Annotated in this window: 12 protein-coding genes and 1 pseudogene; 10 read left to right on the top strand and 3 right to left on the bottom strand. The window is 46.3% G+C overall.

Annotation, left to right across the window (positions count from 1 at the left end; all coding sequences use genetic code 11):
- The first annotated feature begins 276 nt into the window (after positions 1 to 276).
- From AC060N_RS12820 to AC060N_RS12800, 5 genes are all read left to right on the top strand, one after another.
- Positions 277 to 957 (top strand): response regulator transcription factor, encoded by a 681-nt coding sequence (locus AC060N_RS12820; protein WP_153639595.1) that lies wholly within the window; start codon positions 277 to 279, stop codon positions 955 to 957.
- Between the two features lie 7 nt (positions 958 to 964).
- Positions 965 to 2,335 (top strand): sensor histidine kinase, encoded by a 1,371-nt coding sequence (locus AC060N_RS12815; protein ID WP_479524145.1) that lies wholly within the window; start codon positions 965 to 967, stop codon positions 2,333 to 2,335.
- 117 nt (positions 2,336 to 2,452) lie between these two features.
- Positions 2,453 to 3,139: a response regulator transcription factor gene (locus AC060N_RS12810; RefSeq protein ID WP_479524144.1), complete on the top strand. Its 687-nt coding sequence runs from the start codon at positions 2,453 to 2,455 to the stop codon at positions 3,137 to 3,139.
- A 752-nt stretch (positions 3,140 to 3,891) separates the two neighbouring features.
- Positions 3,892 to 7,173, top strand: coding sequence for a SusC/RagA family TonB-linked outer membrane protein (locus AC060N_RS12805; RefSeq protein WP_479524143.1), 3,282 nt, complete (start codon positions 3,892 to 3,894; stop codon positions 7,171 to 7,173).
- Positions 7,174 to 7,196: 23 nt separating this feature from the next.
- The gene (locus AC060N_RS12800; protein ID WP_479524142.1) at positions 7,197 to 8,678 is read left to right on the top strand and encodes a SusD/RagB family nutrient-binding outer membrane lipoprotein; all 1,482 of its coding nucleotides are present in this window, start codon (positions 7,197 to 7,199) and stop codon (positions 8,676 to 8,678) included.
- Positions 8,679 to 8,743: 65 nt separating this feature from the next.
- Here the strand turns inward: AC060N_RS12800 and AC060N_RS12795 are convergent, their stop codons facing one another.
- Entirely contained in the window at positions 8,744 to 9,394 is a 651-nt protein-coding gene (locus tag AC060N_RS12795; protein ID WP_479524141.1) for a DUF998 domain-containing protein, read from the bottom strand.
- A gap of 611 nt (positions 9,395 to 10,005) precedes the next feature.
- Here AC060N_RS12795 and AC060N_RS12790 point away from each other — a divergent pair.
- The gene (locus AC060N_RS12790) at positions 10,006 to 12,132 is read left to right on the top strand and encodes a beta-glucosidase (RefSeq protein ID WP_479524140.1); all 2,127 of its coding nucleotides are present in this window, start codon (positions 10,006 to 10,008) and stop codon (positions 12,130 to 12,132) included.
- A gap of 422 nt (positions 12,133 to 12,554) precedes the next feature.
- On the opposite strand, the pseudogene AC060N_RS12785 reads toward AC060N_RS12790, so the two are convergent.
- Both AC060N_RS12785 and AC060N_RS12780 read right to left on the bottom strand, forming a co-directional pair.
- A pseudogene (locus AC060N_RS12785) lies at positions 12,555 to 14,075 on the bottom strand (IS1182 family transposase); the annotation flags it as partial.
- A 332-nt stretch (positions 14,076 to 14,407) separates the two neighbouring features.
- On the bottom strand, positions 14,408 to 14,605 hold the full coding sequence (locus tag AC060N_RS12780; protein ID WP_025865065.1) for a hypothetical protein: 198 nt from the start codon (positions 14,603 to 14,605) through the stop codon (positions 14,408 to 14,410).
- 200 nt (positions 14,606 to 14,805) lie between these two features.
- Between AC060N_RS12780 and AC060N_RS12775 the strand changes: the two genes are divergently transcribed.
- From AC060N_RS12775 to AC060N_RS12760, 4 genes are all read left to right on the top strand, one after another.
- A complete protein-coding gene (locus AC060N_RS12775; protein ID WP_479524139.1) occupies positions 14,806 to 15,561 on the top strand; it encodes a hypothetical protein in 756 nt (251 codons plus the stop codon).
- The gene (locus AC060N_RS12770; protein ID WP_479524138.1) at positions 15,561 to 15,896 is read left to right on the top strand and encodes a DUF5675 family protein; all 336 of its coding nucleotides are present in this window, start codon (positions 15,561 to 15,563) and stop codon (positions 15,894 to 15,896) included. The genes AC060N_RS12775 and AC060N_RS12770 overlap by 1 nt, the downstream gene beginning before the upstream one ends.
- A 75-nt stretch (positions 15,897 to 15,971) precedes the next feature.
- Positions 15,972 to 16,202 carry a hypothetical protein gene (locus AC060N_RS12765; RefSeq protein WP_479524137.1) on the top strand — a complete coding sequence of 77 codons (231 nt, stop codon included), beginning with the start codon at positions 15,972 to 15,974 and terminating at the stop codon, positions 16,200 to 16,202.
- Positions 16,199 to 16,411, top strand: a complete 213-nt coding sequence (locus AC060N_RS12760) for a hypothetical protein (protein WP_479524136.1) — start codon at positions 16,199 to 16,201, stop codon at positions 16,409 to 16,411. The genes AC060N_RS12765 and AC060N_RS12760 overlap by 4 nt, the downstream gene beginning before the upstream one ends.
- Positions 16,412 to 16,630 lie beyond the last annotated feature (219 nt).

Raw genomic sequence — 16,630 nt, 5'->3', positions numbered from 1 at the left:
TTGTATATCCCCTACGGGGAAAATATCAGCACTTATCGCCTCGATTCTACAATACCCAAACCGCTACGCGGTATAATGCTTCACTTATAAGTCGATTGTTAATTTTTACTCACCCCATCCGGACTATACCCGCCTAACCACTCTCAATTTCGTTCCTTCGGCCTGTTTCTTCGCCTGTGCCTTTCCCTTCGCCTTTCTTCCTTCAAAAATTACCTCAGCTTAACTTGAAAAAATCTAAATAAAATTACCTTTAAGCGATTCTTTGTTTTCACAACGATGAACATACTGCTGATAGAGGACGAACAGAATGTGGTCGCATTCATCAAAAAAGGATTGAAAGAGCAGGGCTACTCGGTCTTTGCTGCATACGATGGTCCTACCGGATTGGAATTGCTGACCCAGAATGAAGTCGACCTGGTGATTCTGGACATTGTCCTTCCCGGGATGAATGGCCTGGAAGTTTGTACGAAGATACGGAAGCTGGGCTTCATCGACGTCCCCATCTTAATGCTGACAGCTCTCGGAACCACCGATAACATTGCGAAAGGATTGGATTCGGGCGCCGACGATTACCTCGTGAAGCCGTTTAAATTTAAGGAGCTGACGGCACGAATCAGAGCGCTTTCGCGAAGAAAGAATCTCTCCCTCGAGACCGGAAACCAGCTGGAGATATCCGATCTGATGCTCAACCGGAACACCAAAATTGCGGTCAGGGCAGGCCGGGAAATTAAGCTGACTTCTACAGAATATCGCCTGCTCGAGTATTTGATGAAGAACCAGCGAAAGGTGCTGTCCCGGGTCGACCTGCTGGAAAATGTCTGGGGCATCAATTTTAACATGGGCACCAATGTGATTGACGTGTACATGAATTACCTGAGGAAGAAGGTCGACAAAGGCTTTGATTCGCGGCTGATTCACACGGTGGTGGGGATGGGATACATCATGAAAGAGGAATAGTCCGGTTATGAAAATCCGCAATAAAATCACGCTCATCTTCACACTTCTCGCCGGTTCGGTTCTGCTGGTCATCATGGTTTTCATCTACATTTTCTCCGACCGGTATACCGATTACGAATTTTACCAGCGACTGAGTGAACGCGCCAACATCATTGCCGGAATTCATTTTGAGAAGGATGAAGTGAGTTCGGAGATGTACGCGGAAATTCAGGAAAAATACCTCCATAAGCTATCGGAAGAAAAAGAGACGATCATCCCGACGGACAGTATGAAACGGTTGATCAATAACCAACATATTCCCCGGAATTTCAGTCCCTCTTTCCTGGTCGAGATTCTTAGCCAAAAGCATGCCCGGTTTCGAACCGGGAAAATTTATCATGTGGGTATGCTTTACTTCGACAACCAGGGCAATTTTGTGGTGATTGTGTCGGCAAAAAACCGGTACGGACAGGCTCAGCTCAAAAACCTGTTGCATGTGCTGTTGATAGCCTTTTTCATCGGGATGATTGTCATTTACTTTATCGGACGGTTGTATGCCGGAAAGGTGCTGCAACCCATGGCAGCCATCACGGCAAAAGCAAACGATATCAGTGTTCACAACCTGCACCTTCGTCTGGATGCAACCGACAACAAAGATGAAATCTCGGAGCTGGCTGTTACCTTCAATCACATGCTCGATCGGCTGGAAACCGCTTTTCAGCTGCAAAGCAACTTTGTCAACAACGCTTCCCACGAGTTGCGGAATCCGTTGACAGCCATCCTGGGTGAAGCGGAAGTCTCCCTTCAACAGGAGCGGAGTGCGGATGATTATAAAAAGGCGCTTCAGATTATCGAAAAGGAATCGGAGCGACTCGACAGTTTAATTACGAGTCTGCTGAAACTGGCCCAGGCCGGAAACACCCACGAGGAGATGACGAACACGCCGGTTCGGATAGATGAATTACTGGTAGAGCTGGTTCATGAATGGGAAAACACCAACCCCGACAATCAAATCCGGATCGACATGTCCCGTTTACCGGAAGAGTCCGGGTGGTTGTCGGTCAGGGGCGACGAGAGCTTGCTGTGGGCAGCTTTTAGCAATATCATCGGCAATGCCTGTAAATTCTCTGGTAATAAGGAAGTGGTTATCGGAATAACAGGGAAAGCCGGTTCCGTCACGGTCTCTGTCAAAGACCAGGGCGTGGGGATTGCTGAAGCGGAACTTCAGAATATCGCTGAGCCTTTCTACCGGGGGACCAATGCCCGGAGCTTCGAAGGATTCGGTATCGGTTTGTCGCTGGCTCACCGGATTATTAAACTACACGGGGGAACCTTATCCATCTCCTCCGTGCTGCAAAAAGGAACTGAGGTAACGGTTTCATTTCCCAATAACGCTTGAAATAACATCAAATTCTAATCTCATTTTAATCTGGTTCTTAATTCATTTTAAAGCCTTGGGTTTATTATTGTTCTGAAGTAATTGACGGAACTGATTATGAACCCAAAAGCACCCGGAATGTCTACCAAAAGACTGTTGATCATTGAAGAAAATCTAAAGACCGCCTCATCACTGAAACAAAGCCTGAACGAGTTTGGATATGAAGCCGACATTGCCTACGTCGATGAAACCGGCGAAGCGCTGGCATTGTCCGGACACTATGATTTAGTCCTGATAGCTGTGAAAACGATTGAATCAGATGGTTATCAGTTGTGCAGAAGCGTCAGGGAGAACAATTACCAGGTTCCAATACTGATTTTATCGGCATCGGAAAAAATCGAGGATAAACTTTGCGGCTTTGAATGTGGTTGCGATGATTATCTGTCCATTCCTTTTCATACCAGCGAACTGAAGGCGCGAATCCGAGTGTTGTTAAGAAGAGTGATGGAAGCTCCGGTTGCTGTCGATACCATCCAGATTGCCGACCTGGAAATTAACCGGTATGCCAAGACTGCTTTCCGGAATCGCCGGCCCATCAAACTCAGCTCGAAAGAGTACAATCTGCTGGAATACCTGGCTGTCAACAGGGGAAAAGTGGTTAGTCGCTCGGAACTGAGCGAGAAAGCCTGGAATAAGAAATTCGATCAGCGGTCCAATATCGTGGATGTTTACATCAACTCGTTGCGCAATAAGATGGATAATGGCCATCATCAGAGTTTGATTAAGACTCGGATTGGCTTTGGCTACGTTATGCAGGAGCAGTAAACTATGATGGTCACATTTTGTATCACTGAATAGTTAACGAATCAGTATCTGAATATTTTACAATCTAATGTACAAACCCCACATGCATCCCGAAAACCAATAATCCATCATATATTCTTCTCCTTCCCAAAAGACTGAACCCGGAAGCTTCTTCTATACCATGAAGGCCCCTGAGTTTGGTCTTTTTTCATTCCCCGAATTTCACTTGTAAGGTGACTTATTCCCGAAAAACGACTTGCTGACAGCTTGTTGCAAAGATGTTACATGGCGTTAGATGGTCGTCACCTATTTGTGTCGCAACTAAAAATGATAAGGTGTTGTGATTTAGTGGAGTATCGTGTTCCTGTTCCAACGGTTACTAAATTCGGATAGTTATTCGGTTGGCTAATGAAATACCTGTTTCTATATCAGTTAGGCTAATTTTTGATGTTGTTTTTAGGGCGTGTCAGTTTGGCTAATTGGTTATTACAAAAGTATTACGATTGATAGCTAACGGTTAAAAATATATTACATACGTAAACAATTATTGTAATATAATTCGATGCTAATTTCATTCTAATCCGGTTTTAATTTGGGTTTGACTTTATTTTAAATGATGATTTAAGTCCCCTTAATGACGCTTCCCCACTTTCGGAGTTGAGAAACAGATTGATATCACGTGACTGTTTGATATAGCCCGGAATGATTATTTCGCCTGGCTTCTCAACCATTGAAAAACAACTCTTTTAAGTATTGAATCCAAAATTTAACTCATGAAAAATCATTTTGCGGTACAGCCATCCATTCGCAACGGCCGACGTTTTATGTTATGGCTGCTTGGATTGTTGTTCATGTCTTCTCAAGCGTTTGCCTTAGGCAAGACGATAACGGGGAAAGTAGTCGACAAAACAGGTCAGCCGTTAATCGGAGCAAGTATTGTGGTAAAAGGAACGACCCATGGGGCTGTGACCGATGTTTCAGGAAACTATACGCTGAACATCACCGAAGACAATCCTGTTCTGATTTTCGCTTATCTGGGCTATACCACCCAGGCCGTGCCGGTTACCGACCAAACCAATATCGATGTGACCATGAACGAGGATAAAGCCGGACTCCAGGAAGTGGTGGTGACGGCCCTCGGGATTAAAAAGGAAAAAATTAATCTGGGATATGCTGTTCAGACGTTAAGTCCGAAAGCGTTAACACAGGTAACGGCTCCCAACCTAATCAACGATCTGAGCGGAAAGCTGGCCGGTGTTTATGTCACCAACGGAGGGGCAGGAGTAGGTTCCACCTCCCGCATCGTGATTCGCGGCGAGAATTCTTTCTCCGGAAGTAACCAGCCTTTATTTGTTGTCGATGGTGTCCCGATTAACAATGAAACGTATTTCAACGATGCGGTCGAGAATTCCTCCAGCGAAGGTACATGGGCCGAAGTTGACTGGGGCAATGGTGCTGCCGAAATCAATCCCTATGACATTGGCGATGTGACCGTACTGAAAGGTTCTACTGCCGCTGCCTTGTATGGCTCGCGCGCAGCCAACGGTGCAGTGGTGATTACCACGAAAACAGGTGCCTCGAAAAAAGGATTGGTTGGCGTCAGCTTTCATTCATCCACCACGCTGGAGACGCCGTTAAAGCTACCCCGTCTTCAAAATCAATACGGTGCAGGTATTGATGCCTACCCGCTTTCCGGTTCACCGACCACTTATTCGTTTGTCAACGGAGGAACTTCCAACGAAAATAATATCCCGAACTGGGGACTGAAATTTGACCCGTCATTAGATGTGCTGCAGTTCGACAGCCCGGTACCGGGAACGAATTTGCAGGCCGGCGACCTCGTTGCATTGGGACAAAGTGGCAAAACAGCAACACCAACGCCGTGGATTGGACATGCGGACCATTTTAAGAAATTCCTGCAGACAGGCGTTACGACCGAAAACAGCCTGGCGTTCTCCGGTGCAACGGACAACGGAAGTTACCGCTTCTCATTTGGTCAGTTGTATAACAAAGGCATTCTGCCCGGAACTGACCTGAAACGCTACACCGTTGCGTTGCGTGGTCAGCATAAATTTGGAAACAAGTTAACTTCCAACGTTTACATCAATTTCATCAACAGTGGCAGTTCCAACCGTCCGAACATTGGTTACGGCTCGGAAAGTGTGATGTATACTTTCTTCGGAGTTTACGGCATGCCGATGAACATCGACATCAATTCACTGAAAAAGCAGTGGCAGGTAGGCCGGGACCAGCAGAACCAGTTCCGCTACTGGAAAAACCATGATAACCCGTACGTAACGCTTTACGATAACGTGAATAGTTTCAATAAAAACAGGGTACTGGGTAATGCGTCACTGAAATACGATTTCGACCCGCACTGGAACCTGATGGTACGAACCGGATCGGATTTTTATGTGGATAGCCGCGAAGGTCACCGCGCATTCACTACTGTGCGTTTTCCTACCGGCGGTTTCCGTACTGACGATGTGAACTATTTCGAGAATAACACGGACTTCCTGTTAAGCTACAAGAAAAAGCAGAGTTCCATATTCAATGCCAGCGGCTCATTTGGAGGCAACCGCTTCCTGCAAAACATTACGTATACCCGGAATATTGCCAACGCGCTGATTACTCCGGGATTGTACAACTTCTCGAATGCCAAAAACCAGTTGCCTACGCTTCTGGAAAAATCGAAAAAGCTCATTTACAGTATGTATGCGATTGGCGATTTCGACTACAAAGGTCAGCTCTTCCTGAATGTGACGGCCCGTAACGACCATTCCAGCACGTTGCCCAAAGGAAACAATTCCTATTTCTATCCTTCGGCTTCGTTGAGTGCGGTCATCTCCAGTATGGTGCAAATGCCGAAAGCCATTTCGTTGCTGAAAGTCAGGGCTTCTGCTGCCAAAGTGGGACGGGATGCCGATCCGTATTCCATCAACAATACGTACGTCACGCAGACTCCGTTTAACAATTATCCGTTGACGACCGGCAACAGTGTGCTGGCGAATGCCAACCTGAAACCTTCGTCGACCACAACCACGGAATTTGGTTTGGATATGAAATTCCTGAATAACCGCATTGGAATTGACGCGGCTGTTTATAACTCGGATACCAAAAACGAAGTGGTGAAACTTCCGGTACCGGTTTCATCGGGTTACTCCAATGCTTACGTCAATGGAGCTTCCATCAATAACAAGGGAATCGAGCTGGTATTAACAGCTTCTCCGTTCCGTTCCAGCACCGTCGATAAGCTGAACTGGGACATGACGTTTAACTTCAGTCACAATGTAGCCAAAGTAACCGCATTGCCGGGCGGAATCACCAGTTATACGTATGCCCAGGTAACGCAGTACGACCGCTACTATCGGGCCATCCAATACATAGCCAAAGTAGGAGAGCGGTTGGGTAACATGTACGGAAATTCATTTGTCAGGGATGATAAAGGGAACATCGTGTACAAAAACGGCGTGCCTCAGTTCACGACAAGTCAAAACACGTTGTTGGGCAACTATAATCCCGATTTTGTCCTCACCTGGTCGAACGACCTTTCCTGGAAGAACTTCAACCTGAACTTCCTGTGGGACTGGCATCAGGGCGGCAAATTCTATTCGTATACCGAATTGGGTGTAATGGCCGGCGGTATGTCGGTTGAAACCTTGCCGGGCCGCGAAACCGGAATTGTTGGAAAAGGAGTGATGGATGACGGCAACGGCAACTATGTTCCCAATACAGTGCGGGTAGATGCTGCGACCTATTACAATGCGTATTACAACGCTACCAACAACGAAGCCTTCATGTACAACGCTTCCTTCCTCAAGTTGAGGCAATTTCGTCTGGGCTACACCTTCAGAAATATCTTCCACACGAAGTCTACTGCGGCTTCCAATCTGAACCTCTCGTTTGTAGCCAGAAATGTTTTGGAATTCACCCAGAATAAGGATGTCGATCCGGAAACGCTTGCCCTGCGCGGTCAGCAAATTCTGCCCGGAACGGAGTTCCTGAGTATTCCGTCGACGAAAAGTCTTGGATTCTCACTGAATCTTAAATTCTAATGTAACCGATTAATACGAAGAAAATGAAAAAGAATAGATTTGTTCTTATCGTTCCCATCATAGCGAGTTTGCTTTTCAGTTCCTGTTCCAAAGAACTGACGAACGCAAATATCAATCCCAACAGCCTGGAAAAACCGGATGCCACGACCATGTTGTCCAATACCATTGTTTCGGAATTTTACCACAACTCCAGCATGGCATGGACGCTGGGCAACGGTTATGGCCAGTATATGACGTTCAGCCAGTCGTACTACAATCAGGCGACGCGTTATTCGCCGGTCACCAATGAGCCGTACTGGACTGCCATGTATGAGGCAGCCCGCGACGCCAATACATTGTACGACCTCGGGAAAACACAGAGCAACCCGATGTTGCAGGCCGTAGCGCTTACCTTGCGCTCATACGCTTTTGCCCAGCTGACAGAGCTGTGGGGCGATATTCCCTTTTCGGACGCTCTTCAGGGAGCTTCCGGAACCTATACGCCGAAATACGATTCGCAGGAAAAGGTTTATACCGATCCGGATGAAGGAATTCTTCCCAGCCTGAAGAAAGCAGACGATTTGCTGAAGTCTAACGCGAACGGCAATGTTAGTGGTGATTTGCTGTTTAACTCGGATGTGGCCTCCTGGCGGAAATTCATCAATGCTCTGAGGTTGCGTTACCTGCTGCGAATCTCTTCTCAAAAGGATGTGTCCGCTGAGATGACAGCCATCGTTAACGACGGCATGCTGATGGATGATGCGACGCAGAGTGCGGCACTCGAACTGCCGACGTCCATTCCTTACAACTTTGTCAGTCTGACCGAGCGCTCGGGTGATTTCAACGTGAAGTACATGAATAGTCTTCTCTACGATACGTTTAAAGCAACCGGTGACACGGCACGGGTGAGTGATTATTTTGCGGTAACCGCGAATGCATCTTCTACCGGAACATTCAGTTTCGACAACTACGGCGGAATGCCCATTGTCGTCGATGCGACCAGCACACAGGCTGCTGCCGCTTCCAACTTCAATGGCAGCTTTAAAAGCGGTTCCAACGGCTACCTCACTGAAGCGCGGGTGATGACCTATGCAGAACAGGAGTTCATTCTGGCTGAAGCAGCATTGAAAGGTTATATCCCGGGCAACGCCGCCAGCTATTACAACAAGGGGGTGATGGGCGCTTACGCGGAAATTGGTCTGGATGCGGCCGCTGCTTCCAACTACCTGACGCACGACGGAGTGAAGTTCGACAGTTCTTCCAGCGATGCTTCCATGAAGCAAATCATTACCCAGAAATGGCTGGTCAATATCAACAATGGCTTCGAAGGATGGATTGAATATCAGCGCACTGGTTATCCGGCTTTGCAGACCGGCGGCAATGCCAACATGAACAGTGGAAATATTGCTACGCGATTCCTGTATCCGACCACCGAAAGCACCATCAACACCACCAACTACAACGACGAAATACAGAAAATGGGTGGAAAGGAGACAACTACCTACAAAGCCTGGTGGCAGAAATAAAATGATTGATTAGTATTTTCCGGATGTCGGTAAAGGGGGAATGAGTGCATCTTGTTTCCCCTTTTTTATGATCTTTTGTCTTTATCACGAAGCATTTTGAAGCTCAAAACGAGCAGCATCACGTAGTAATTCAATGTGTAAATCCGTTGCCACACTCCCTTGTCATGCAAGATAAAATTGTCGGGCTGGTAATATTTGGCAACTAAAAAGAAGGATGTCATCACCAGGCCGATTCCAACTACCGTCCAGAGGTAAGCATGTAATTTTCGATTTTCCTTCTGGGGAAACATCAGCATCAGCCAGAGTGGGAGAAGAACCATTCCTGTGTCCCCGATTCCGCTAAAAATGTTATGCCATCTTCCATCCACGGTAATGGAGGTATCAGGAGGATTAATGGGGAATAAACCCGAACCGATTCCTTCTCCCAGTCCGTAAAGCAACAACGAAAAGGCGGCCAGTTTTAGCCACGTGTTCGAAGGGTATACCCTGTAAAAAGCGACGACGAATAAAGAAACCAGCACCGAGAAGAATACGCCCCATAAAGATACCCAATGCTGAATCGGGCTTCCGCTTTGCCCGAGGTATGACATCGATTCTGTTTTCCAGTTGTAACCCGGAAATTTTGAACCGAACCAAATATCGAGTGTAATTTCAAGAATAAGGAATAACCAAAAGGACACCAATCCTACCCAAATTATCGTTTCTCTTCCTTTCATGTTGGTGAAATTACAACCTCTATTTTTGTTACTAAATTACCGGATAGGCGAAAATCCGGTCGCGTTCAAGATTCTCGATTCATATATCATTTGCAACATCCTTCTTTGTTTTTAGTAGTCCCTCCTTGTTTCCTTTTTTTCTCCGAGAGAAGGACCAACTTTAAAGGTTTTCTTAGCAAACAATTATTTTATTACAAAGTTGTGAAGAAGAGGTGACGTTGGCTTATCCGAGGATAGACAATCGGGTTCTGGGAGAAGCCTGTGCTTTGGCCGATAGTACGCTGGTACTTTTAACAGCTTTACAGTCATCATGGGAATCAGCCACCTCATCAAGCAAATACGCTATAAAACCCGCATCTAACGTAAATCCGGGAAAAAACAACAGATTCCCCGGACGGGAACGATAAATATTTTCTACATTTATAATCCTCGACAAGGATTTTTACATCAAATTTTTAGTTCAAGAGCTTATCATATATCAAAATGAAACGAACATGGATTTTCTTCATTCCAAAACAGACATCCGAGGATGATTAGAATTCTTGTGAGTTCCTGTCCCGATCGGTGGCTCGGGATTTTGAACATTCAGAAATTAAAAAATTTAAAAAAAGATGAAAAATTTCGTTTTTCTATTATTCATCGCAGCCTTGTTCTCAAGCTGCAACCAAACCCCCACAGAAAAAGCAAAGGAACTGTTGCAGAAACCAGCAACCTTTGAACAAGCTGGAAAACAAGCAGAGGAATTGGTCAAATTAATGACGCCTGAAGAACGGTTCAAACTGGTAGGTGGAGACGTGATGGGGACATTTCCCATTAAAAGACTTGGCATTCCCGCTGTACATTTTACCGATGCCAGCGCCGGCATCAGGAAAAACAAAAATTATTACTACGATAAAACAACCGCTTTTCCCTGTCCTCAGTTGTTGGCGGCAACCTGGGACACAACGATGGCTTACCAATATTCCAGAGCGATTGGGGAGGAGTGCCGTGCCAGTGGCATTCATTTTTTGTTGGGACCGGGGATGAATATCATGCGCAATTCGCTATGTGGTAGGAACTTTGAATACGTAGGCGAAGATCCGTACCTGGCAGGACAGCTCATCGCTTCTTATGTTCGGGGACTGCAATCAACCGGAACTGCTGCAACATTGAAACATTTTGCCGGTAACGAAACAGATTTCAGACGGCGGCTCAGCAATTCCATCATTTCTGACAGAGCTCTACATGAAATATATCTTCAGCCGTTTAAACAAGGGGTCGACGCCGGTGCTAAGGCGGTGATGACATCGTATAACCTTGTCAATGGTGAGTGGGCTGCGCAGAACAAACATTTGGTGACCGATATCCTGAAAGATCAATTTGGTTTCAAAGGACTGGTGATGACAGACTGGAACTCAGTCTGGAACGGTGAGAAATTCATTCAAAGTGGCGTCGACCTGGAAATGCCAACCGGATTGGCCATGCAAAGGGATTCGTCAAAAATCTTCGGGTCAAAAAGGATTGACCAAATGGCGAAAGAGATATTGAGAACATGCATTTATGCCGGGTTCTACGATAAGAATTACAGAGACAGCTCGTTGATTAACAATTGGGACGAAAGAGCGAAAATTGCCTATCAAACCAATCTGGAAGGGATTGTCCTTTTGAAAAACAAGGGAATTCTTCCAATCGACCCGACGACGGTAAAAGGAAAAATCCTTGTAGCTGGAAACAATGCTATGCGGAAAGAACTAGCCGGAGGTGGTTCCGCCCATGTCCACGGATATGACAACAAAACCTACCTGGAAATGGTAAAGGAAACGTTTGGAGAAGACAATGTCAACTATGTGGAAGACCCGTCGACAAAGGACCTTCGGTCTGCCTCAAAAATCATACTGTTTTGTGGATTTCCGGAAAAAGGAAAAGATGCAGAGAGTGAAGGCAGGGATCGTCCGTTTGTGCTTCCAGACAATGACTTGATAACTAAAGCTGTTTCGCTGAATAAAAATGCGATTGTATGCCTGCAAACGGGAGGACCGGTTCAGATGGAATGGGAGGACCAGCCGGCAGCGATCATTCAGGCATTCTATGGCGGACAAACAGGTGCATCCGCATTAATGGATATACTGACGGGAAAAGCGAACCCTTCAGGAAAACTTCCTTATACCTTTGAAAAAAGATTTGCAGATTCACCTGCTGCAGGGTATGACCAGATCACCTCAGAAAAACTAAAAAGAGTTCCTGATGATGAAATACTTCCCGAAAGACTGGCCAATGTGTTTACCAATGATAAGGACACAGCAAGGTTTTATACTTATGATGATACTTACAGCGAAGGAATTTTTGTTGGCTACCGCTGGTATGACAAGAAAGGGTTGGATGTCAGGTTTCCGTTTGGATATGGCTTGTCCTATACAACATATGCCTATGACAGCCTAAACGTCAACAAAAAAGGTGATAATGTAGTTGTTTCCTTCGATGTGAAGAACACCGGGAAAAGGGCCGGGGATGAAATTGCCCAGGTATACGTAACTGACAAAAAGTGTTCGGTAGAACGTCCCCTGAAAGAACTGAAAGGTTTCAAACGGATTTCTCTGGCTCCGGGAGAAACAAAAAAGGTAGAGCTCACCCTCAAACCTGATGCGTTTAAATTCTGGGACGAATCGAAGAATCATTGGAAACTCGAACCAGGAGTCTTCAACATCAAAGTGGGCGCCTCTTCACGGGATATCCGGTTGAATGAAGATGTGACCCTTTAGAGCAAGAGTCATCCGATATGATAAGCAGGCAAACTACTACCGGGGGTTTGCCTGCTTAGCTTTATTGGAAACGGTAAGCAATGTTAAGTAAAGATCAGTGTGCCATAAAAATATTGTTGTGAACACCCCTGCCATCACTTTCACGGGGTAGCAGCGGCAGGGCATTGTAGCAGGCTAATGAAATTTTCTTGCAAGTATTTTTTATGAAGGCGGCAGGAAAACGACAGTAGACATAAAAAAAAGGGGCTGTCCAAAAAGGGCGGCCTCATTTTTTAAGCAGCTAACCTGTTTCTTCCGAACATTTTCCTGATTTTTGGTAGGCTTTGTTCCAGGCCTGCTTTTTTGCAGGATATTACTGCAAAAACGAAAATAATTGTATAAGGAACGGAATTTTTCGGATGTTTGAACATAGTTAGGGCCACTAACTTCCTCAAGTTGTGTCCAATGGCCATTAACCCAAACTCTACTTCCACCTTGGATAATCCTTTGAGGGTAAACCGGTTAAATTTGTTGTTTGATTTCAGCTGCCCAAACACCGCTTCCGGTTCGATGGGGCGCATACTGCGGTGGTAAAGGCCTTCTTCGCTGGTTAACCTTTCTCTTGCCAACCGGCGTAATCGGGTTAGATTGTGGTTGATTTCGAGCTTTCGGTTCCCCCTGGCTTTATAGCACAGCCCCCGAAGCGGGCATCCCGTGCAATTTTGTGCCTGGTAGATACTCACCTGGTATTCATATCCCAACTGTGTTTTGCGACTGTTACTCCCCACCTTACTGATGCGTTGTCCCATGGGGCAGACATAAAAATCCTTTTGCTGATTGTAATACAGGTTTGCCGGCAAAAAAGCATTATTCCTTTGACTTCTTTTTTGTTCTTTATGAAAGTAGTTGTACTTGACAAAGGCTTTTATGCCCTGATTTTCCAGATGTTGGTAATTCTCTTCGCTGCCATAGCCTGAGTCGGCAACCACCGTGGACGATCGCCTGTTGTAAAGTGATTCAAAATAGTCAAGGTGTGGTATCAGAGTGCTGGTATCGCCGGCGCGCTGATGAAGTGAAAAATGGGTAATAAACTGGTTCTCCGTGCTGATTTGAGTATTGTAAGCAGGCTTTAACTGCCCGTTTTTCATATGATCCTCTTTCATGCGCATGAAGGTGGCATCGGTATCGGTTTTCGAGTAGCTGTTCCTTTGCCCCAGGGTTTCGAGTTGCTGTTTGTATTTTTTCAGTTTGGGCAGGGAATCCGATTCCAGTTGTTTCAACTGTTTTTGCTGTTTCCTGTTCAGTTTTGAGAGTTGTTCATTTAACTGGTTGATTTTCTTTTGTAACAGTTCGGAATCAATCGGCTGTGGCAGGTTGTCTTCTTCAGGGGAAGCTGAGTCCACTTCAATGCTTGCCTGAATCTCTTTTAATACCTTTTCGATTTTGGCTTCAAGCTTATCCTTGTATTTTTCAACCGAGCCACGCCAAACAAACGTATAGCGATTTGACGTTGCTTCGATTTTTGTCCCGTCAATGTATTGTACATCCAGGCTAACGTACCCCATTTCGTTCATCAACCGAACCATCGAGGCAAACAACTGATGGATTTTATTTTTTAATTTCTGACTTCGGAAATTGTTAATGGTCCTGAAATTAGGCGTTGCTTCACCCGAAAGCCACATGTAATGGATATTTTCCTGAAGTTGCCGTTCTATTTTCCGGCAGGAATAGATATTGTTCAGATAACTGTAAAACAGTATCTTAATCATTACCCGAGGATGATACGAACTTGTTCCGCCGCCTTTATACGTCGATAAAATATCGTCTATGTTTAACTGGTCAACAACCTGATTAACCAGACGAACCGGGTGATTAGCCGCTATTTTATCGCTTAGGTTACCCGGAAACAGTACGGACTGTTGGGAAGTAACACTTTTAAATCGTACGTTTGATCGTGTTGTCATTAGCACCTTTAAGATACAAACCTTAAAGGGACAACAAAAACAAAGGCTGTCCAATTTTACTTTTTGGACAGCCTCTTTGATTTTTAATCTGTCGGGGTGACAAGATTTGTATCGTATGCTGTATGTTGTATGATATCAATGGATTAGCAGAACGGTTTCAGTGGAGGTCACTGCGTGGTTCTCAATTCTTTTGAAATGGAATGAACGCGATTGATGTGCCTCAACTATCCACTAAATTAGCATTCTTGTATTTTGTTTGCAACTAATTGATATTAAATTGATTTAAACTTTATGGAAAAGTGATAAAGGGGTGCTGTGGTTGTCGGTTAGGGCTAATCGACAAGGTATTGGCGGATGGTGGAAACCGGCAAACCGGTGTAGTTAGCGAACTCCTCAACAGTGATGAACTGATGGGAAGCTTTTCCCAGCTCCTGACGGATTTTGGTCAGCAGCCTTCTTCCTGACCGCTCACTTTTACCGGTTATCCGCTGCACATCTTTGGGGTAAATACAAGTTCGGTGCAACAGCATAATTTGTACTTTATCTATACTCTATCCTTACTTAAATTCCGGAGTATCTTCCGGAATATTCATAAGAAATTTAATAATAATCTTCCATCCTGACAGACATTTAGGGACAAATGACCCGTTTTGACCTTTGGCGGAAGGTGGTTTTTGCGATGGCGCAGCTGTTACGGTAACTTGCTGGAAGTAACCAAAATCTATGCGTTATGGCAAGACAAAAGGGGTTGATTAAGTTAGAAGGAGCGATTGGTGATCTTTCCTTCTACAAGAGCGGCGGAGAGTATTATGCCCGTACGAAAGGCGGCGTCGATGGTGACCGCATCAAGAATGACCCGGCGTTTGTGAGGACGCGTGAAAACGGGTCGGAGTTTGGCCGGGCCGGGAAAGCGAGTAAGCTGCTCCGGAACGCGCTGCGGCAGCTGATGGTGCATGCCGCTGATAACCGGGTTTCGAACCGGTTGACCACGCAGATGCTGAAGGTTATCCAGGCCGATGCGACCAACGCCCGCGGTGAGCGTACCGTGAGCGACGGGAACCCGGCTTTGCTGAAAGGGTTTGAATTCAACGCAGGCGCCCAGCTGGCAGGAACGATTTATGTTCCTTTTGCCACGGCCGTTGACCGGGCAACCGGCGCGTTGGAGGTGTCGCTGCCGGCACTGGTACCCACGACCGATTTGGCGATGGTGCAGGATGCTACCCATCTCCGCTTTGGTGCTTTGGGGGCAACGGTTGACTTTGAGGGGGAATCTTTTTCTACCAAAATGGCTGTGAGCGATTTTGTGGAAATTGACAGTGTGGAACACGAGGCTCAATCGCTGGAGGTGCAGATTGAAGCTGCGAGTCCGTCGCCGATTTTCCTGGCCTTCTCCATCGAGTTCTTCCAGATGGTCAATGGTGAGGCTTATCCGCTGAAGAGTGGTGCTTTGAATGCCATGGCCATTGTCGCGGTTGATCTGCCGTAGTGGACCTGGAGCTCTACCGGAGTTATTTCCCCAGTGGAACGAATGGTGTGGTTTATTGCCGGGGGAAGGTAATCTGCCACACCATTGAACTACCCTGGCGGGCCAATCAAAAAAGGATTTCCTGTATCCCGGAAGGGTGTTATCACCTGAAGGCACGTTACACGGAAAAACGGGGTTGGCACTTACAGGTTTTGAAAGTTCCCGGGCGCACCTGGATTCTGTTTCACCCGGCCAATGATGCCCTGCGCGAGTTGTTTGGATGCATTGCACCGGTGACCAAACTATTGGGCCCGGCTACGGGACTCAATCAAGGCCGGCGAATCAACGATTACTGAATCATGTATTGCCGGCTATTCGAAGAGATGAAGAAGTTCTTCTTCACATTACACGTAATTCCAAAATGGTTGGACATGAATTTAATTAAAAGAGCTAAAGCACGCACCCCGAAATTTTTCCGGGTATTACGAACTATCGGGCTCGCCCTGGCGGCTGTTGGGGGAACTTTACTGGCTGCTCCGGTTGCCTTGCCCGCAGCTGTTACGACACTGGCTGGATACCTGACGGTAGCCGGCACCGTCGCCGGCGCTGTGAGCCAGGTGGCTGTGGAGGACGAAGAGTCCGGAAGCGATGAGGTGCCGTGAGCATGACGGCTGTTGATGGTGGGACCCGCGCCGGTACGTTAGGCGGAACGCTGCTGAGTACCCTGGTGAACCTGACGGGGCAGGATTTACTGGAAACGGCGCTTTTAGCTGCTGTCGGCGCGGTGGTGAGTTTTGTTGTTTCTCTGACGTTGAGCAGGCTTGTCAGGGGCAAGTGGAGAAAGAAGTCACCGGATGGTGACCGTGTGTGAGGTTTGTGTGGAAAGGCCTTCCGAAAGGGAGGTCTTTTTTGATCCAAAGTTTTAAGTGTTAAGAATTAAGTTTTAAGACAATAGATTACAGACTTTAGACCGTAATTATTTTCTCAAAGAAAAACAGAAACCGAAAAAGAAAAAAGAAAGCCAGCCAACAGGCGGGCCGGCTGAAGGCAAGGTTTTTGGCAAAAATACAATTCGACGAAGGAGGATGGA

Source organism: Prolixibacter sp. DSM 2831, from assembly GCF_056493735.1.
This window is presented reverse-complemented; position numbering and strand designations above follow the sequence as displayed.

Excerpts from the sequence above, each read along its gene's own strand:
- AC060N_RS12820 (WP_153639595.1), top strand. The coding sequence starts at position 277 with ATGAACATACTGCTGATAGAGGACGAACAGAATGTGGTCGCATTCATC.
- AC060N_RS12815 (WP_479524145.1), top strand. The coding sequence starts at position 965 with ATGAAAATCCGCAATAAAATCACGCTCATCTTCACACTTCTCGCCGGT.
- AC060N_RS12810 (WP_479524144.1), top strand. The coding sequence starts at position 2,453 with ATGTCTACCAAAAGACTGTTGATCATTGAAGAAAATCTAAAGACCGCC.
- AC060N_RS12805 (WP_479524143.1), top strand. The coding sequence starts at position 3,892 with ATGAAAAATCATTTTGCGGTACAGCCATCCATTCGCAACGGCCGACGT.
- AC060N_RS12800 (WP_479524142.1), top strand. The coding sequence starts at position 7,197 with ATGAAAAAGAATAGATTTGTTCTTATCGTTCCCATCATAGCGAGTTTG.
- AC060N_RS12795 (WP_479524141.1), bottom strand. The coding sequence starts at position 9,394 with ATGAAAGGAAGAGAAACGATAATTTGGGTAGGATTGGTGTCCTTTTGG.
- AC060N_RS12790 (WP_479524140.1), top strand. The coding sequence starts at position 10,006 with ATGAAAAATTTCGTTTTTCTATTATTCATCGCAGCCTTGTTCTCAAGC.
- AC060N_RS12780 (WP_025865065.1), bottom strand. The coding sequence starts at position 14,605 with ATGCTGTTGCACCGAACTTGTATTTACCCCAAAGATGTGCAGCGGATA.
- AC060N_RS12775 (WP_479524139.1), top strand. The coding sequence starts at position 14,806 with ATGGCAAGACAAAAGGGGTTGATTAAGTTAGAAGGAGCGATTGGTGAT.
- AC060N_RS12765 (WP_479524137.1), top strand. The coding sequence starts at position 15,972 with ATGAATTTAATTAAAAGAGCTAAAGCACGCACCCCGAAATTTTTCCGG.